Source organism: Massilia sp. SYSU DXS3249 (assembly GCF_053668055.1).
Genome location: NZ_JBSIPX010000001.1, coordinates 25,729 through 41,087, shown reverse-complemented (window position 1 = coordinate 41,087; position 15,359 = coordinate 25,729). Strand labels below are relative to the sequence as shown.

The following is a 15,359-nucleotide window of genomic DNA, read 5'->3' as shown; positions in this document are numbered from 1 at the left end:
ACGATGGAAGAAGTAGAAGTACGTTCCGCACAGGCGGCACAGGCACGCGTCACCAGGACTGACCTGCGCACCCGCGACCTGGTCAATCAGGCAGTGGCCTCGGTACCGACGCTGGGCCTGCAGCGCGCAGCGGAGTTTCTTGCGGCGATGAATGTGCCGGCCGAAATCGCCGTGCGCACCCTGGTCTATCCGCAGCGCCGCCGGCGCTATTGAGCAGCCAGCCGGCCCGGCCAGGCGGGCCTGGTGAATACCGTACCGCCGACGCCCACGCGTCGGCGTTGTCGTTTACGTTGACAACAAGCAGCGCCGGCAACCAGCGCTGCCGTCCTGAACTTACTTGCGCGGTTCCTGCGCCCGGATGTCGGCAAGCGACTCCAGTCCCCGCGGCGTGACTTCGAAGCTGCCGTCTTCGCGCTGCGCGATGTGCGACTTGCGGATCAGGAACTGGGCGACGTCGCCCGGAATGGATGCCGCCGGGTCCGCCTCGAGGGCCGTGAGCGCCTCGACGCAGGCGCGCAGGAACAGCACCTGCTGGCCCTTCTCGGTCAGGTCGACCCGCCCGTCGCGGGCATAGGAAATCATCTTCAGGCCCGACAGGCGCTTGGCATTGCGTCCGACGCAGGCATTGACCCGGTCGGTGCGCGCACCGCGCCGGATGAACTCGAGCGCGTTGTATTCGTCTGTCGTCAGTTTTTCGTTCTTCATTGCCGCCTTAGGTGTCGTTTGCGGCCGTCATGGTAACCGCCACGGCGCCGGGCGGCAACCGATGCTTCGTCAGGCGCCGTTCCGGCGCCCCGCCCCGTTTTAGCGAGACGAATGCAGGACGACCCACAGCAGGCCTGCGACGACGATGCCGCCGATGGCCAGCACGCCCTGGAAGCGGCGCGAAGCAAAGCCGGTGCTCCGGCCCAGGTAAATCTTGTTGTGCAGCGAATTGCCCATCTGTGTCTCCGTGATTCAATCGATCAGCTCATGAAAATATATTATAAAAAAAATCACAAAATAGGAACGTTCGGTACCGAACATAATTGTAACTTTCTGTGTTTTTAGGCAACGACGCAACACCATCGTACTGCGCGCCGGTGGCAGGTGACGGCTGTTAGGATTGTTCCAACATTGACCAAGCCTTGGAGTGCACCATGACCCGAACGAAACACCCAACCGACCCAGCCGCATCCGGCGGCGCCTACCTGGACGAAGGCGACATCGGCAGCGGCGAAAAGACGCCGGCCCAGAAGGAAACCGAAGAGATGATCCGCGAGATCCCGCCGCTCCAGCCAGGCAGCGCGCGCGAGCACAGCAAGCAGGAAGACGGCGGGCAATCGAAACAGTAAGGAGGGAAGAACTGCCGCCGCGTGCGGCAGTTTTTTATAGCGGAAAGGTAAGAGAATCAAGGCAGGCGACACCGCGGCGCGGCATCGCTTGGACAGCCGGCAGGCCGGCGTCTCCTTACTCGGCCCGGATGGGCGGCTCGGGGATCAAGGGCTCCTCGACGGGCGCATGCGCCGGATCGGGAACGTCGTCCGGCACCGGAATCGTGGGCGGGTTCGGCGAAGGGTCCGGGTCCGGCGTCGAGTGGGCATGCAGCGCGCCCGGGTGTTCGCCGTGACGCGGATCGATCGTATCCATCATCGATTTATCTCCAATAAGTGAACCGCAAGGCGCGCGGCCGGGAGGACCGCCCGCCCTGGACAAGAGAACACGGATGCCGGAGGCAAGTGTCCCGCCTGGGGCATCCGGAGAAGCTCCGCTGCTTAGTGATTCTGCTTCTGCTTGGCGCCGCCGCCGGCGCCTTCGCCGGTGCCGGCACGCACGCGCGACTTGGCGTCGTGGCTGCTCTTGTCTTCCTTGCCGGCGCGCTTCTTCGCCATGTCCTCTTCCGACATGCGGTCGGACTGCTTGCTCTGGGTATCGTTCGCTTTCGATTCGTTCATGGTGCTCTCCCGTGGTAGATGAAAACATTGACGTTTTGCGCAGACTAGCATGGAAGAACGGGAAAGGTTTTCAATCGTGCGCATCGGGTAAACTTGCGTATAGTTCAAGTTTTCCAGTCATTGGCACCCCCATGAAAATCCGTCCGCTCCTGCTGGCCGCGCTCCTGTCGGCCATCGTTCCCACCCTCGCCACTTCCGCACCCATGATCCTTGCCGACTACATGGCCCTGACCGGCCCCGCCCCCGCCGCCCGCATCGCCTACGGCCCGGCGCCCTCGCAATACGCCGAGCTGTTCATCCCCGAGGGTCCCGGCCCCTTCTCGGTGGCGGTGCTGGTGCATGGCGGCTGCTGGACGGCAAAATTCGGCGGCATCACCCAGCTGCGCAACATGGCGGGCGCCCTGCGCGCACGCGGCATCGCGGTCTGGAACGTCGAATACCGGCGCGTGGACGAGCCGGGCGGCGGCTATCCGGGGATGTACGAGGACATGCATGCGGCGCTGGACGCCCTCTCGGTCCAGGCCGGCAGCGCGAAGCTCGACCTCGACCGGGTGGTGGCAGTCGGGCATTCGGCCGGCGGCCAGCTGGTGCAGTGGATCGCGGGCCGCAGCCGCATTCCGGCCAGCAGTCCCCTGTACCGCGGCAAGATGCTGCCGGTGCGCGCGGTGGTCAGCCTGGGCGGCCTGGCCGACCTGCGCCGCGAACGCGAACTCATCAAGGCGAGCTGCGGGCGCGACACGCCCGAGCTGGCCGGGCAGCCGAGCCGCGAGCGGCCGGACGTCTACGTGGACACGAACGCGGCCGAGCTACTGCCCAACGGCAGCCACACGGTCCTCGTGACGGGCGAGCTGGACACGATCTCGCCGCCGCGCGTGGCGCACGACTACGCGAAGCGTGCGCGCGCCGCCGGCGACAGCGCGGAGGTGGTGATCCTGCCCGGCGCCAGCCACTACGACGAGGTGGCGGCCAGTTCGGCTTCCTGGCCGCTGGTGGCGGCCGCGATCGAGCGCGCGCTGGCGGCGACCGCGCAGCCTACTCCCAAGACCGCCGCGCCAGCGGCGCGTTGACGATCACGTCGCTGATCGGCACCGCGACGCAGGGCAACAGGTAGTGTTCGCGCTTCTCTTCGATTGACAGGCCCGGCCACTCGACGAGGTAGCGTACGCTGCCGCCCTGCAGGCGGCACAGGCAGGTGCGGCAGGTGCCGTTGCGGCAGGAATTGGGCAGCGTGAAACCGGCTGCCTCGATGCTCGCCAGCACCGTCGCGCCATGCGCCGGGACGCTGCAGCCGAGGGGTTCGAGGGTGATCGTGAAGCTGTCTTGAGAAGTCGTTGCAGGATCGCTCATGGTTACTGATTGTAACGCCGGCGGGGTGGCCGGTGACTGGGTTCGTTCCCGCACAGACCGATGAGTGCGCCAAGCCTACGCTGGAGTTTCCTTAAGTCAGCATTGCAGGTGCCCTATGAAGAAATTTGTCGCCCCGGTTGTCCTCGCCGCCTTCGCAGGCGCCATGTCCATCCCGGCCAGTGCCCAGCAAGCGGCCCCGGCTCCCGCGCAAGTCCAGCCTGGACAAACCCTGCCCGGCCAGGCCGGCGTAGTCGACCCTGCCGCCGCCAAGCGCGCCCAATTCGAGCGCATCCTGCGCGCCCAGGTCCTGCTCGACCGCATGCACTTCTCGCCCGGCGAAATTGACGGCGCTTACGGCTCCAACATGCGCCAGGCCCTGTCCGCCTTCCAGAAGTCGCGCAACCTCGAGCCCACCGGCAAGCTCGACGAGGCCACCTTCAACGCCCTCAACCAGGACACCACCGCCACCCTGGTGAACTACACGATCGCCGAGGAAGATGTCGCCGGTCCCTTCCATGACGTACCCGAAGACATGATGGAAAAGGCCAAGCTGGAAAAGCTGGGCTATGCCAATTCGCTCGAGGGTCTGGGCGAGAAATTCCACGCCAGCCCCACCCTGCTCCAGCGCCTGAACCCGGGCAAGGACTTCAGCCGCGCCGGCGAACAGATCGTCGTACCGAGCGTGCACGGCGGCGCGCCGCTGCCGGCGGCAAGCAAGGTCGTGGTCAGCGACAGCCGCAAGGTCTTGATGCTGTTCGATGCGTCCGACCGCCTGATCGCGCAATATCCTGCTTCGACCGGCAGCTCGAACGATCCGCTGCCGATCGGTAACTGGAAGATCAATGGCGTGCACCCGAACCCGACCTACCACTACAACCCGAAACTGTTCTGGGATGCCGAGCCGGGCGACAAGAAGGCCAAGGTCGCCCCGGGCCCGAACAATCCGGTGGGCGTGGTCTGGATCGACCTGTCCAAGGAGCACTACGGCATCCACGGCACGCCGATCCCCAAAACGATCGGCAAGACCGAATCGCACGGCTGCATCCGCCTGACCAACTGGAGCGCCGCCGCAGTGGCGGGCGTGGTCGCGGCGGGCACGCAGGTGGTGCTGCAGCAGTAAACCGTTTGTTCACCCCAGGGAGGCTTCGATGAAATGGCTGGTTTCGTTCCTGCTCGGCGCTGTGGTCGGCGCCACCGCGTTGTTCATCTACCTGCGCGAGGTCGCTAACGCGCCGGACCCGATCGTGACGGAAGCGGCCGCCGGTGCGCCGGCGGCCGCGCCTCCCGCCGGGGCGGCAAGCCCGGCATCCGCCAACGCCATCCCGACCGACCTGAACGACGCCGAGCTGCCGATCCGCCCAGCCTCGGGCGCCACCAGCGCCACGCCCACCGCGCCGGAACTGACGGCCGGCGGCAGCATGCCGGCCAAGCTGCTGGTGCCGGTCGAGGGCGTCGCCTACAGCGCGCTGACCGACACCTTCGACCAGCCGCGCGGCCAGGAACGCCACCACGAAGCGCTCGACATCATGGCCCCGAAAGGCACGCCGGTGCGCGCCGCCGGCGACGGCAAGGTCGTCAAGCTGTTCGACAGCAAGGCCGGCGGCATCACCCTCTACCAGTTCGACCCGGCGGAGAAGCACGCCTACTATTACGCCCACCTCGACCGCTACGCCGACGGCATCAAGGAAGGCATGCAGCTCAAGCGCGGCGACGTGCTCGGCTACGTGGGTGTGAGCGGCAACGCCGATCCGAACGCGCCGCACCTGCATTTCGCGGTGGTGGCGCTGACGCCGGAGAAGCAGTGGTGGAAAGGGACGCCGGTGAATCCGTATCCGTTGCTGGGGGATTGATCAGAGTTTCGTAGGGTGGACGGGTTTTCCCGTGCACGCGTTCAACCGCAGGTAGCACAATCGCGACGATGCCAACGATGGACACGATTGGTGTGGAGATTACATATTGTGGTGACGCCAGCGTCCGTTGAACGCGTGGACGGGAGACCCGTCCACCCTACGTACTACAGCGCCGCGGTTGCTTCTGCCACGGGCTCGGCGCGCGGGAGCTCCGTACCTACCTCATCCACATCCGCCCCCACATTGATCGCCGCATAGGCCCGCGTCACCGCAATCGCCTCGCGGCTGGCGGCGCCGTACAATTCCTGCGCCGCCTCGATCATCTTCGCGCGCGCCTCGGCGTAATTGGTGCTCGAGGTGAACTTGGTCGTGTTCGCCTTGAACCAGATGCGGAAGGCCTTGTCGATGCCGATGCCGGTCATGGCCTGGGGCGACTTGACGAGGTACTTGCTGTAGTGATCCCCGGCCTGGTCGCTCTTCGAGCCCTGGGCCAGGAAGTAGAACATGCGGTTGTTCGGGCCGCTGCTGTAGTGGACGTCGAGGCGCTTGAGCGAGGTGCTCCAGGCGTCCGGGCTGCTGCCGTCCTTGCTGGGGCGGTACATCCAGCGCAGCGGCTCGCCTCGCGGGCTGATCTCGGTGCCGAGCATCCAGTCGTTGCCGCTGGCGGGAATGACTTCGCCCTTGCCGCCGGCCCGCGCATAGGCCTCGACGACCTCGCCGCCGATGTCAGAGCTCGATTCGTTGAGCCCGCCCGATTCCCCGGAATAGATCAGGTTCGAGGTGGCCGCCGTCACGCCGTGGCCCATCTCGTGGCCGATCACGTCGATCGAGCCGAGGCTGGTGAAGCTGGAGCCGTCGCCGATGAACATGCAGCGGCAGGTGTCGCTGTAATAGGCGTTGTCGTAGGCCGTGTTGACGTGGACGGCGATGTAGGTGGCCGTGTTGTGGCCGTCGAGCGACTGCCAGCCGAGCACGTTCTTCAGGGCGTCGTAGGTATTCATCAGGCCCCACATGGCGTTCACGGCCGCGGTCTGGCCGTTGGCGTCCGTCGTGCTGCCGCCGCGGATGTACTGCTTGCCGTCGCCCCAGGTATTGCTGGTGTGGGTGTACATCTTGCCGGCGCTGCTGGTGCCGTTGGCGTTGGTGATCGCCATCGCGCCGTGGGTGCCGCCGGTGCCGCGCTCGGGGTCGAGCATCTGGAAGCTGGAACCGGACTGCGTGGTGCTGATCGGCACCTCGCCGTTGTACTGGCTTTTGCCGACGCCGATCACGGTCTGCAGGGCGTTCCAGCGGTCGATCACGCGGCCGTTCTTCGCGCTGACGATGGTGTCGTAATAGAGCGGCTTGTCCCCGCGCTGCATGCGCGTGCGCACCAGGTAGGCCAGCTCGTAATGGTCGACGACTTCCTGCACGTCGAGCGCGTTCAGCTCGGCATCGAGCTTGTCGGCGGCGCCGGGCAGGCGCTCGGTCTTCATCACCGGATAGATCAGCAGCTCGGAGGTGGGCGGCGTGATGTGGGCGGCGCCCGCCCCGGTCGCGGCCACGGCGGCGTCGACCGCCGCTTTGGGCGGCATCGCGGGTTTCACGTCGAAGTCGGCCGTGGCGGCGCCGAGCCGGTTCGACGGGCCGCGCCCGAGGTGCAGGCGCCGGTCCGAGGCAGCTTCGGAAACGATGGCGCCGGACGCGTCGAGCACCACCACCGACTCCGAACCGAACACGCGCAGGCCTTTATAAGTGTGGGCCGCGCGCACGACCTGGGTGCCCTGCACGCCCGGATGCTGGAGGGCCACCGTGAAGCCGTGGTTGTTGTCGAGTCCGCGCGCGGCGCGCGCCTGCGCCAGCTTCGACACCAGCGCCGCATTGGTTTGTGGCGAAGGCGCTTTCGGGGCGCTCATCATGGGTGCGGCAGCGGCAAAGCTGGCGCAGGAGCTGGCGACCAGGACGGCCAGCAGGCGTGTGCGAAGGTTCATCTCGTCTCCATTCGATAGTCGCAGCGAAGTTTCCTAACCGCAAAGGTGCGGCGGACCTCATCGAATATTGGACGAGCCTCAAAAACAGTAATTGCTCAAACGCAAGAAGCCCCGCGCGCCGCGTGGAAACGCGGCGGCGGGGCGACAGTGATGCGTAAGCTTATTTGTGGATATTGCGCCTTAATACCTGTCGTAGCGGTCGTCGTAACGATCATCGTCATAACGATCATCGTCGCGCCGCTTCATCAAGTAATACGCAGCCCCGGCCAGCACACCGGCAATGGCGACCTTCTTCGCCAGCCCGGCCTTGTTGTGCTGCCACTCGGACTTGATGCCCATTTCCCCGAGGATGTTCGGCACGTGGCCGTGCGCCAGGTCCTCGACCACGCCTTCGACGACGTTGATGCGGTCGGCGCCGAGCAGGATCAGCCAGTGGCGCAGGTCGTTTTCCGAGTACTTGAAGGCGGCGCGGCGCAGCATGCCCGACAGGCCGGACGGCGGCTGGACAGTGCCGTGCAGCTGGGTGATGCCGGGACGCTCGTTCGACACCAGCACTTCGACGTGCTGCTCCTGCGCCGGCGGGGTCGCCATGTTGGCCGGGGTGTAGCGCGGCGGGGTGCGTTCCATCGGCACGGCCGGACGGTTCTTGTGGTCGAGGTCGGCGCCCCAGCCCTTGATGTGCGTCAGCTGCTCGCGCGTGCGGCGGGTCTGCTTCGCCTCGGGCTGCACCGGGTGGCGGTAGCCATGCTCGTGGTCATGGGTATGGTCGTGTCCCAGGCGCTCCAGGCCTGCCTGGCCCGGGCTCGGCTGGTCTTGCTCGTCGTTCTTGGTCATGGCGGTTTGGCTTTCCATGTGTCCTCCTTATGGCGTGGTGCTGGGCGTGGTGCCGGGCGTGGTGGCGGTCGACACACTGGCCGCGACGGCGCGCACTTCGTGGGCGCGTGGCGGGATCAGGATCGGCTTGATGCAGTTGTCGAGCTTGCTCGAGAAGATGTGGTACGCGTCCGCCACCTCTTCCAGCGGGATGCGGTGCGTAATGATCTGCTTCGGATCGATGTGCCCGGCGCGGATGTGCTCGATCAGGCGCGGCAGGTGGCGCTTCACGCTGGCCTGGTTCATGCGCATCGTGATGCCCTTGTTCATCGCATTCCCGATCGGCACCGCGTTGAAGGTCGGGCCGTAGACGCCGACGATCGACACGTTGCCGCCCTTGCGCACCGAGTTGATGCACCAGTGCAGCACGATGGCCGAGCCGGACTGGGCCTTCATCAGGCGGCCGGTGATGGTCTGCAGGGTGCTGCCGGCCGCGTCGCAGCCGACGGCGTCGATGCAGACGTCGGCGCCCAGGCCGTCGGTCATCTTCTTGATGTGGATCGCCATGTCCTTCACGTCCTTGAAGTTGACCACTTCGCACTGGGCGTAGTTCTTCACGAACTCGAGGCGGTATTCGACTTCGTCGACCACGATCACGCGCCCGGCGCCGAACAGCCAGGCCGACTTGGCGGCGAAGATGCCGACCGGGCCGGCGCCGAACACGACCACGGTGTCGCCTTCCTTGATGTCGCCCATCTCGGCGGCCTGGTAGCCGGTCGGGAGCGCATCGGTCAGCAGCACGGCGTCGTCGTCGTGGATGTCGTGCGGGATCTTGATCGGGGCGACGTCGGCCATCGGGATGCGCACATACTCGGCCTGGCCGCCGTCGTAGCCGCCGGCCGTGTGCGAGTAGCCGTAGATGGCGCCGACGGCGGTGGCCGCCGCGTTCACGTTGTGGCAATTACCGTAGAGTTCTTTCTGGCAGAAGAAGCAGGAGCCGCAGAAGATGTTGAACGGCACCAGCACGCGGTCGCCGACTTCCAGCGTCGTCACCATCGCCCCGACGTCCTCGACGATGCCGATGAATTCGTGGCCGAAGGTATGGCCGACGCGGGTATCGGGCACCATGCCGTGGTACAGGTGCAGGTCGGACCCGCAGATGCACGAGCGCGTGACGCGGATGATGGCGTCGCCGGGATGTTCGATCACGGGATCGGACTTGTGTTGGGCGCGAACGCGGTAAGGCCCCCGATAGTTCATTGCCAGCATAAATTCCTCCTCGAAAGTTTTTGCATGTCCGCCATTCCATGCGGACGCATGAGCTCCAAACTTATGTCAAAACGCTATGAATTACGATAGGCGCACGGAAACGAACGCAGGTTTTTTAACTGATTTTCAGGTATTTTTAGCGACTGTTCGCCGCAGGAAAGCGAAACTTCCCAACGGCATCGCGGCTCGGCTCGCCGCGTATGCCGTAGGGGTTACAGCTGGCGCGCCTCGAAGGTATTGCACTGCTGCACGTCCCCGGTCTCCATGCCGCGCTTGAACCAGCGCACGCGCTGGGCCGAGCTGCCGTGGGTGAAGGAATCGGGCACCACCGTGCCCTGCGAGCGCTTCTGGATGGCGTCGTCGCCGATCGCCGTCGCAGTCGCCAGCGCCGACTCGACGTCGCCCTGTTCGAGGAAGGCCTCCTTCTTTTGCGTGTGGTAGGCCCAGACGCCGGCGAAGCAGTCTGCCTGCAGCTCGAGCCGCACCGAGAGCGCGTTGCCCTGGGTCTCGGACATCGAGCGCTGCGCCTGCTGCACCTTGTCCGACACGCCGATCAGGTTCTGGACGTGGTGGCCGACCTCGTGCGCGATCACGTAGGCCTGGGCGAACTCGCCGCCGACGTTGAAGCGCTGCTGCATCAGGCGGAAGAAGCTCAGGTCGATGTAGACCTTGCTGTCGCCGGGACAGTAGAAGGGGCCGCTCGCGCTGCTGCCGGTGCCGCAGGCGGTCGGCACCCGGCCTTCGAAGAGCACCAGCTTGGGGGCCTGGTAGGCTGCGCCCTGGGAGGCAAACAGCGGCGTCCAGGCGTCTTCGGTATAGGCCAGCACGGTGCGCACGAAACGCGTTTCGGGATCGTTGGCCGGGGCCGCATCGGGCGTGCGCTGCTGCACCTGGGGCGCCGGGCCGCCACCGCCCATCATGCCGATCACGGTGCCCGGGTCGACGCCGAAGAAGAGCGAGGCCACCAGCGCGATGGCAATCGTCCCCAGGCCGACCGATTTTCCGCCGATGCCGAAGCCTCCTCCGCCACCGCCGCGGCGGTCCTCGACGTTCGAGCTCTCGCGGTCGCCTTCCCACTTCATCGCGACCTCCGCAGGTTGCCCGAATTGGTGCTTTCGCGCGCGTCCTTCATGCGGAATTCGTCGTCCACCGCCAGCCCGGCGCGGGCCTCGTCGTTGTGGGTGCGTTCATGGCGTTCGCGCTCGACTTCGCGTTCGACGCGCACGTGTTCCTGGTCCGGAAGTAATGGTTTCATGGCGATCCTTGGCTGGGTTCCGATGACGGTATGGCCAGTATGGACGCGCGCCACGACGCGGTATGTTCGGGCATTCACATAAGAACCTTGTCAGGCGGATAAGTTCGAGCGAAGTGTGTACGCCAGCGAACAGAGTCGGCGCGCGCCTTCCCGCATGCTCGCCGCATGACCCCAACTATCGATCCCGATGCCCTGCTCGCGCTGGGCCAGGCCCTGCAGCGCGCAGGCTACCAATTCACGACCGTCACGCCCGCCACCCATCGCCGTGTCAACGGGCGCGACGGCAATGCCTGGGCGAGCGACCTGCGCGGCGTGTTCGGCTGGAGCCGGCCCTTCCGTGAAGGCGTCGTCCCGGATGACATCGTCGAACTGATGCGGCGCGCAGGCGTGGTGGAAGAAAAGAACGGCGGCTGGTGCGCCGGCGTGCGCGCGTCGACCATCGGCGAGCGCCTGTATTTTCACTCGGCCTTCCCGACCCGCGACGACGACGCTGTCTTCTTCGGCCCCGACACCTACCGCTACATCGCCGCCGCCAAACGGTCGATGGAGCGCATCGCCGCTCCAGCCCGCGCCGTGGACATCGGCGCCGGCAGCGGCGCCGGGGCGATCGAAGTGGCGGCCCGCTTTCCCGACGCCACCTGCGTCGCGGCCGACATCAACGACCGCGCCCTGGCCATCGCCGGAGTCAACGCCCGGCTGGCCGGCACGGACAAGGTCGAGCTGCGCCACAGCGACCTGTTGAAGGACCTGGACGGCAGCTTCGACCTGGTGATGTCCAACCCGCCCTACATCCTCGATCCGGACCAGCTGCGCTACCGCCATGGCGGCGACATGCGCGGGGCCGGGCTGTCGCTGGCCATCGTCGAGGCGGCGCTCGAGCGCCTCAATCCCGGCGGCACCCTGCTGCTCTACACCGGCATTGCGATCGTCGACGGGCGCGACGAGTTCCTCGACACGATCCGCCCGAAACTGGACGCGGCCTGCAGCAGCTGGAGCTACGAGGAGCTGGACCCCGACATCTTCGGCGGCCAGCTCGATTGCGAGGGCTACGAGGAGGTGGAGCGGATCGCGGCCGTGTGGTTGCACGCGACCAAACGCTAGGCTGCTGCACGCTCGCTGCGCGCCGCCAGCCCCGCCAGCACGGCGGCCACGACCAGCAGCACGGCGCTCAGGCTGAAGGTAGCCTGGTGCCCTCCCGCGTCGAACAGCATGCCGCCCACGGTGGCGCCGATCATGATCGCCAGCTGGACGACGGCCACCATCAGCCCGCCGCCGGCTTCGGCGTCGCGCGGCAGGGTGTTCGCCAGCCAGGTCCACCAGCCGACCGGCGCCGCGGTGCCGACCAGGCCCCAGATGCCGAGCAGGATGGCGGTCGTCGTCAACGAGCCGCCGAAGGCCATGAAGGCGACGGCGAGCAGCGCCATCAGCGCCGGGATCGCGACCAGGGTGCGGTACAGGCCGCCCTTCAGGTAGCGCCCGATGAAGATGGTGCCGATGAAGCCGGCTACGCCGTTCACGAGCAGCAGCAGCGACAACGTCCACACGCCGACCCCGGTCACGCGCTCGAGGAAGGGCCGCAGATAGGTGAACAGCGCGAACTGCCCCATGAAGAAGAAGCTGGTTGCGGCCATGCCGTAGGCCACCAGCGGTCGCTTGAGCAGCCGGAACACGTTGGCGGAGCCCTCTCGGCCCTCGGCCGGAATGGCCGGGAGGCTGAGCAGCTTCCAGGCCAGGGCAAGGGCGGCGATGGGCACCATGCAGAAGAAGGCGCCGCGCCAGCCGACGATCCCGCCCAGGAAGCTGCCCAGCGGCGCCGCGACGACGGTGGCGAGCGCGTTGCCGCCGTTGACGATGGCCAGCGCGCGCGGCACCTGGTCGATGGGCACCAGCCGCATCGCGATCGCGGCCGACATCGACCAGAAGCCGCCGATGGCCACGCCGATCAGTGCGCGCCCGACCATGAAGAGGAAGTAGTTCGGGGCGAAGGCGGCAAGGGTGCTGGAGGCGATCATCAGGAGCGTCAGGCCGAGCAGCAGCACCTTGCGGTCGAGCCGGCCGGCCAGCACGGGAATGAGCAAGCTGGTGAGCAGCGCAAAGGCGCCGGAGACGCCGATCGATTGCCCGGCCTGCCCTTCGCTGACGGCGAGATCGAGGGCGATCGGCGTGAGCAGGCTGACTGGCATGAATTCGGAGGCGACCAGCACAAAAGCGCCGAGCGAGAGCGCAAACACCGCGCCCCATGCTGCGCCCTGCTCTGGCGCCTGGGGCGGAGCGGGAGGTATTTCGAGTTTCATTGGGATGTCAATCGTTGATGCGCCGCCGGCACGCTGCCGGCGGCGTGTGCTGCGGAATCAGGCGGCGAGGGTCTTGTTGTCGATCACGAAGCGGTACTTCACATCGCCCTGGAGCATGCGCTCATAGGCGGCGTTGATCTCTTCGGCGCGGATCATCTCGATGTCGGCCACGATGCCGTGCTCGGCGCAGAAGTCGAGCATCTCCTGGGTTTCCGGAATGCCGCCGATCATCGAGCCGGCGATGGCGCGCCGCTTGCCGATCAGGTTGAAGACTTCCGGCGACGGGTGCGGCGTGGCCGGGGCGCCGACCAGCACCATGGTGCCGTCGCGCTTGAGGAGCGAAGTAAAGGCGTCCAGGTTGTGCGGCGCGGCGACCGTGTTAACGATCAGGTCCAGGCTCTTGCGGTGGGCCGCCATGGCATCGGGATCCTTCGAGACCACGACTTCGTGGGCGCCCAGCGCCTCGGCATCCTGGCGCTTCGATTCCGAGGTGGTGAAGGCGACCACGTGCGCGCCCATGGCGCGGGCCAGCTTGATGCCCATGTGGCCGAGGCCGCCGATACCGACGATGCCGACCCGCTTGCCCGGCCCCGCGCCCCAGTGGCGCAGCGGAGAGTACGTGGTGATGCCGGCGCACAGCAGCGGCGCCACGGCGGCCAGCTGCTCTTCGGGGTGGTTCACGCGCAGCACATAGCGCTCGTGCACGACGATCTGCTCGGAATAGCCGCCCAGGGTGTGGCCGGGCGCATCCGGGGTCGGGCTGTTGTAGGTGCCGGTCATGCGGTCGCAGTAGTTCTCGAGGCCCTCGCCGCAGTCGGGACAATCCTTGCAGCTGTCGACAATGCAGCCGACGCCGACCAGGTCGCCGACGCGGTGGTTCTTGACGTGGGCGCCGACGCTGGAGACGCGGCCGACGATCTCGTGGCCCGGGACGCAGGGATACTGGGTGCCGGCCCACTCGCCGCGCACCTGGTGCAGGTCGGAGTGGCAGACGCCGCAGAAGGCGATGTCGATCTGGACGTCGTGCGGGCCCGGTGCGCGGCGGGTGATGTCCATCGATTCGAGAGGCTGGTCGCCGGCATGGGCGCCGTAGGCTTTGACGGTCATGGAAAATCCTTTCGCTTGCTGAAAATCGCGTGTTTGAAATGACAACGGCCGGATCGGTCCGGCCGTTGGGGCTGGCGTTCTACGCCTATGGAATCTGCATGATAGCGGCAATGACAAGGCTCGGGCGCACCCGGGATTGGATGACCTTATGAATTCCGCTCATGAATGCCCCATCCCATTCATACTTCCCGCTACTGATTATTCCTTCACCTCGCGCCACCAGGCACGGCCGGCATGCGGCTGCTTCAGATTCAAGGGTTCGCCGATGGCCGGCGTCGTGATCGCCACCCCGCCCTCCTTCGCCAGCGCGCTGATGCGCTCGAACGGGTCCTGCCAGCGGTGGCGCGCCAGGTCGAAAGTGCCGTTGTGGATCGGCAGCAGCCAGTTGCCCCGCAAGTCGCGGAAGGCTTGCAGGGTCTCTTCCGGCTGCATGTGGACGTCGGGCCACTGCTTGTCGTAGGCGCCGGTCTCGACCAGGGCGACGTCGAAAGGCCCGTACTTGTCGCCGATGGCCCTGAAGCCGGCGAAATAGCCCGAGTCGCCGCTGTAGAACAGGCGCAGGCCATCCTGCACGATCACCCACGACGCCCACAGGGTCGAGTTGCGGTCGCCCAGGCCGCGGCCCGAGAAGTGCTGGGCCGGCGTCAGTGCGAAGCGCAGGGCGCCGAGCTCGGTTTCCTGCCACCAGTCGAGCTGGCGCACCTTGGCCGCATCGACGCCCCAGTCGAGCAGGCGCTCGCCCACGCCCAGCGGCGCCAGGAAGTGGCTCGTCTTGCCGGCCAGCGCCAGGATGGTGGCGTAATCGAGGTGGTCGTAGTGGTCGTGCGAGAGGATCACCGCCTTGATCGGCGGCAGCGCCTCGATGCCGATCGGCGGCGCATGGAAGCGGCGCGGTCCGGCCCACTGCACCGGCGAGGCGCGCTCCGAGAACACCGGATCGAACAGGTAGAAGTCGCCCGCCAGCTTCATCAGGATCGAGGAGTGGCCGAGGCGAAACATGGTGTTGTCGGGCGCCGCCAGCAGGGCTTCGCGGCTGATCGCCTGCACCGGCACCGTGCCTGCCGGGGTCGTGCCGGCCGGCTTGTCGAACATGAAGGCCCACCAGATCTTCGCCATCGCGCCGACCGAATGCTCGCGCATCCGGACCGGGTTGGTGAATTTGCCGTCGCGCCACTGGGGCGAGTCGTGAGCCGGTTGCTTGGCCGAGGCCAGCACCGAGCATCCGGCAAGGGCGATGAGCAGGAGGGAGATCGTAGCGATCAGGACGCGGGTCATGGGTGGTTCGACTTTCTTGCAACTGTTTGATGGAGCGTGAGGCCGGGCGGCACAACCCCTTATCCTAACCTAGAAGTTGCCCGTTGGCATTTTCTCGACGCTATAGCCCTAGAGGAAAACCTCGGTTCCAGCGCGCGGTCCTGCCGGCATCGCGTGGCCGTCATTGTAGCCGGTCGCCGCGTCGGAAAAGCCTGTGTGGATTGCATGGGCTTATGAACCCAATTCATGGATGAGCTCGGCGATTC

The 15,359-nt window shown here is 66.5% G+C and carries 19 protein-coding genes; 6 read left to right on the top strand and 13 right to left on the bottom strand.

The window, feature by feature from the left end:
- Nucleotides 1-3: 3 nt before the first annotated feature.
- Nucleotides 4-213, top strand: a complete 210-nt coding sequence (locus ACWCIA_RS00210; RefSeq protein ID WP_454159849.1) for a hypothetical protein — start codon at nucleotides 4-6, stop codon at nucleotides 211-213.
- Between the two features lie 120 nt (nucleotides 214-333).
- Here ACWCIA_RS00210 and ACWCIA_RS00205 read toward each other — a convergent pair whose 3' ends face one another.
- Complete coding sequence (locus ACWCIA_RS00205) at nucleotides 334-705, bottom strand: hypothetical protein (protein WP_454159848.1); 372 nt, start codon at nucleotides 703-705, stop codon at nucleotides 334-336.
- A gap of 99 nt (nucleotides 706-804) precedes the next feature.
- Nucleotides 805-942 carry a hypothetical protein gene (locus ACWCIA_RS00200; protein ID WP_454159846.1) on the bottom strand — a complete coding sequence of 46 codons (138 nt, stop codon included), beginning with the start codon at nucleotides 940-942 and terminating at the stop codon, nucleotides 805-807.
- Between the two features lie 197 nt (nucleotides 943-1,139).
- Between ACWCIA_RS00200 and ACWCIA_RS00195 the strand changes: the two genes are divergently transcribed.
- Nucleotides 1,140-1,334, top strand: a complete 195-nt coding sequence (locus tag ACWCIA_RS00195; RefSeq protein ID WP_454159845.1) for a hypothetical protein — start codon at nucleotides 1,140-1,142, stop codon at nucleotides 1,332-1,334.
- A 115-nt stretch (nucleotides 1,335-1,449) separates the two neighbouring features.
- On the opposite strand, the gene ACWCIA_RS00190 is transcribed toward ACWCIA_RS00195, so the two are convergent.
- A complete protein-coding gene (locus ACWCIA_RS00190) occupies nucleotides 1,450-1,632 on the bottom strand; it encodes a hypothetical protein (protein ID WP_454159843.1) in 183 nt (60 codons plus the stop codon).
- 122 nt (nucleotides 1,633-1,754) lie between these two features.
- The gene (locus ACWCIA_RS00185) at nucleotides 1,755-1,934 is read right to left on the bottom strand and encodes a hypothetical protein (RefSeq protein ID WP_454159841.1); all 180 of its coding nucleotides are present in this window, start codon (nucleotides 1,932-1,934) and stop codon (nucleotides 1,755-1,757) included.
- 131 nt (nucleotides 1,935-2,065) lie between these two features.
- On the opposite strand from ACWCIA_RS00185, the gene ACWCIA_RS00180 reads away from it, so the two are divergent.
- A complete protein-coding gene (locus ACWCIA_RS00180) occupies nucleotides 2,066-3,001 on the top strand; it encodes an alpha/beta hydrolase family protein (RefSeq protein WP_454159840.1) in 936 nt (311 codons plus the stop codon).
- Here ACWCIA_RS00180 and ACWCIA_RS00175 read toward each other — a convergent pair.
- Entirely contained in the window at nucleotides 2,967-3,281 is a 315-nt protein-coding gene (locus ACWCIA_RS00175) for a 2Fe-2S iron-sulfur cluster-binding protein (protein WP_454159838.1), read from the bottom strand. The two genes, ACWCIA_RS00180 and ACWCIA_RS00175, sit on opposite strands and share 35 nt — an antisense overlap.
- A gap of 115 nt (nucleotides 3,282-3,396) precedes the next feature.
- On the opposite strand from ACWCIA_RS00175, the gene ACWCIA_RS00170 reads away from it, so the two are divergent.
- Together ACWCIA_RS00170 and ACWCIA_RS00165 are read left to right on the top strand one after the other, a co-directional pair.
- Nucleotides 3,397-4,401, top strand: coding sequence for a L,D-transpeptidase family protein (locus ACWCIA_RS00170; protein WP_454159836.1), 1,005 nt, complete (start codon nucleotides 3,397-3,399; stop codon nucleotides 4,399-4,401).
- A gap of 28 nt (nucleotides 4,402-4,429) precedes the next feature.
- Nucleotides 4,430-5,131: a M23 family metallopeptidase gene (locus tag ACWCIA_RS00165; protein ID WP_454159834.1), complete on the top strand. Its 702-nt coding sequence runs from the start codon at nucleotides 4,430-4,432 to the stop codon at nucleotides 5,129-5,131.
- Between the two features lie 164 nt (nucleotides 5,132-5,295).
- On the opposite strand, the gene ACWCIA_RS00160 is transcribed toward ACWCIA_RS00165, so the two are convergent.
- The 5 genes from ACWCIA_RS00160 to ACWCIA_RS00140 form a co-directional block, all read right to left on the bottom strand.
- Complete coding sequence (locus tag ACWCIA_RS00160) at nucleotides 5,296-7,101, bottom strand: M4 family metallopeptidase (RefSeq protein ID WP_454159833.1); 1,806 nt, start codon at nucleotides 7,099-7,101, stop codon at nucleotides 5,296-5,298.
- Between the two features lie 180 nt (nucleotides 7,102-7,281).
- Nucleotides 7,282-7,953 (bottom strand): hypothetical protein, encoded by a 672-nt coding sequence (locus ACWCIA_RS00155; RefSeq protein ID WP_454159831.1) that lies wholly within the window; start codon nucleotides 7,951-7,953, stop codon nucleotides 7,282-7,284.
- A 9-nt stretch (nucleotides 7,954-7,962) separates the two neighbouring features.
- A complete protein-coding gene (locus ACWCIA_RS00150) occupies nucleotides 7,963-9,183 on the bottom strand; it encodes a zinc-dependent alcohol dehydrogenase (protein ID WP_454159829.1) in 1,221 nt (406 codons plus the stop codon).
- Between the two features lie 212 nt (nucleotides 9,184-9,395).
- Entirely contained in the window at nucleotides 9,396-10,265 is an 870-nt protein-coding gene (gene ypfJ / locus ACWCIA_RS00145) for a KPN_02809 family neutral zinc metallopeptidase (RefSeq protein WP_454159828.1), read from the bottom strand.
- Nucleotides 10,262-10,438, bottom strand: coding sequence for a hypothetical protein (locus tag ACWCIA_RS00140; RefSeq protein ID WP_454159826.1), 177 nt, complete (start codon nucleotides 10,436-10,438; stop codon nucleotides 10,262-10,264). The genes ypfJ and ACWCIA_RS00140 overlap by 4 nt, the downstream gene beginning before the upstream one ends.
- A 165-nt stretch (nucleotides 10,439-10,603) precedes the next feature.
- On the opposite strand from ACWCIA_RS00140, the gene ACWCIA_RS00135 reads away from it, so the two are divergent.
- Entirely contained in the window at nucleotides 10,604-11,539 is a 936-nt protein-coding gene (locus ACWCIA_RS00135; RefSeq protein ID WP_454159824.1) for a methyltransferase, read from the top strand.
- On the opposite strand, the gene ACWCIA_RS00130 is transcribed toward ACWCIA_RS00135, so the two are convergent.
- From ACWCIA_RS00130 to ACWCIA_RS00120, 3 genes are all read right to left on the bottom strand, one after another.
- Entirely contained in the window at nucleotides 11,536-12,732 is a 1,197-nt protein-coding gene (locus tag ACWCIA_RS00130) for an MFS transporter (RefSeq protein WP_454159822.1), read from the bottom strand. The genes ACWCIA_RS00135 and ACWCIA_RS00130 overlap by 4 nt on opposite strands.
- A gap of 57 nt (nucleotides 12,733-12,789) precedes the next feature.
- Nucleotides 12,790-13,839: an NAD(P)-dependent alcohol dehydrogenase gene (locus ACWCIA_RS00125; protein WP_454159821.1), complete on the bottom strand. Its 1,050-nt coding sequence runs from the start codon at nucleotides 13,837-13,839 to the stop codon at nucleotides 12,790-12,792.
- A gap of 198 nt (nucleotides 13,840-14,037) precedes the next feature.
- Nucleotides 14,038-15,114, bottom strand: a complete 1,077-nt coding sequence (locus ACWCIA_RS00120; RefSeq protein WP_454159819.1) for an MBL fold metallo-hydrolase — start codon at nucleotides 15,112-15,114, stop codon at nucleotides 14,038-14,040.
- Nucleotides 15,115-15,359: the final 245 nt, after the last annotated feature.

Coding starts and splice junctions, on each gene's coding strand:
- ACWCIA_RS00165 (WP_454159834.1), top strand. CDS start 4,430: ATGAAATGGCTGGTTTCGTTCCTGCTCGGCGCTGTGGTCGGCGCCACC.
- ACWCIA_RS00125 (WP_454159821.1), bottom strand. CDS start 13,839: ATGACCGTCAAAGCCTACGGCGCCCATGCCGGCGACCAGCCTCTCGAA.
- ACWCIA_RS00200 (WP_454159846.1), bottom strand. CDS start 942: ATGGGCAATTCGCTGCACAACAAGATTTACCTGGGCCGGAGCACCGGC.
- ACWCIA_RS00120 (WP_454159819.1), bottom strand. CDS start 15,114: ATGACCCGCGTCCTGATCGCTACGATCTCCCTCCTGCTCATCGCCCTT.
- ACWCIA_RS00155 (WP_454159831.1), bottom strand. CDS start 7,953: ATGGAAAGCCAAACCGCCATGACCAAGAACGACGAGCAAGACCAGCCG.
- ACWCIA_RS00170 (WP_454159836.1), top strand. CDS start 3,397: ATGAAGAAATTTGTCGCCCCGGTTGTCCTCGCCGCCTTCGCAGGCGCC.
- ACWCIA_RS00130 (WP_454159822.1), bottom strand. CDS start 12,732: ATGAAACTCGAAATACCTCCCGCTCCGCCCCAGGCGCCAGAGCAGGGC.
- ACWCIA_RS00180 (WP_454159840.1), top strand. CDS start 2,066: ATGAAAATCCGTCCGCTCCTGCTGGCCGCGCTCCTGTCGGCCATCGTT.
- ACWCIA_RS00205 (WP_454159848.1), bottom strand. CDS start 705: ATGAAGAACGAAAAACTGACGACAGACGAATACAACGCGCTCGAGTTC.
- ACWCIA_RS00160 (WP_454159833.1), bottom strand. CDS start 7,101: ATGAACCTTCGCACACGCCTGCTGGCCGTCCTGGTCGCCAGCTCCTGC.
- ACWCIA_RS00185 (WP_454159841.1), bottom strand. CDS start 1,934: ATGAACGAATCGAAAGCGAACGATACCCAGAGCAAGCAGTCCGACCGC.
- ACWCIA_RS00150 (WP_454159829.1), bottom strand. CDS start 9,183: ATGCTGGCAATGAACTATCGGGGGCCTTACCGCGTTCGCGCCCAACAC.
- ACWCIA_RS00175 (WP_454159838.1), bottom strand. CDS start 3,281: ATGAGCGATCCTGCAACGACTTCTCAAGACAGCTTCACGATCACCCTC.
- ACWCIA_RS00140 (WP_454159826.1), bottom strand. CDS start 10,438: ATGAAACCATTACTTCCGGACCAGGAACACGTGCGCGTCGAACGCGAA.
- ypfJ (WP_454159828.1), bottom strand. CDS start 10,265: ATGAAGTGGGAAGGCGACCGCGAGAGCTCGAACGTCGAGGACCGCCGC.
- ACWCIA_RS00195 (WP_454159845.1), top strand. CDS start 1,140: ATGACCCGAACGAAACACCCAACCGACCCAGCCGCATCCGGCGGCGCC.
- ACWCIA_RS00135 (WP_454159824.1), top strand. CDS start 10,604: ATGACCCCAACTATCGATCCCGATGCCCTGCTCGCGCTGGGCCAGGCC.
- ACWCIA_RS00210 (WP_454159849.1), top strand. CDS start 4: ATGGAAGAAGTAGAAGTACGTTCCGCACAGGCGGCACAGGCACGCGTC.
- ACWCIA_RS00190 (WP_454159843.1), bottom strand. CDS start 1,632: ATGATGGATACGATCGATCCGCGTCACGGCGAACACCCGGGCGCGCTG.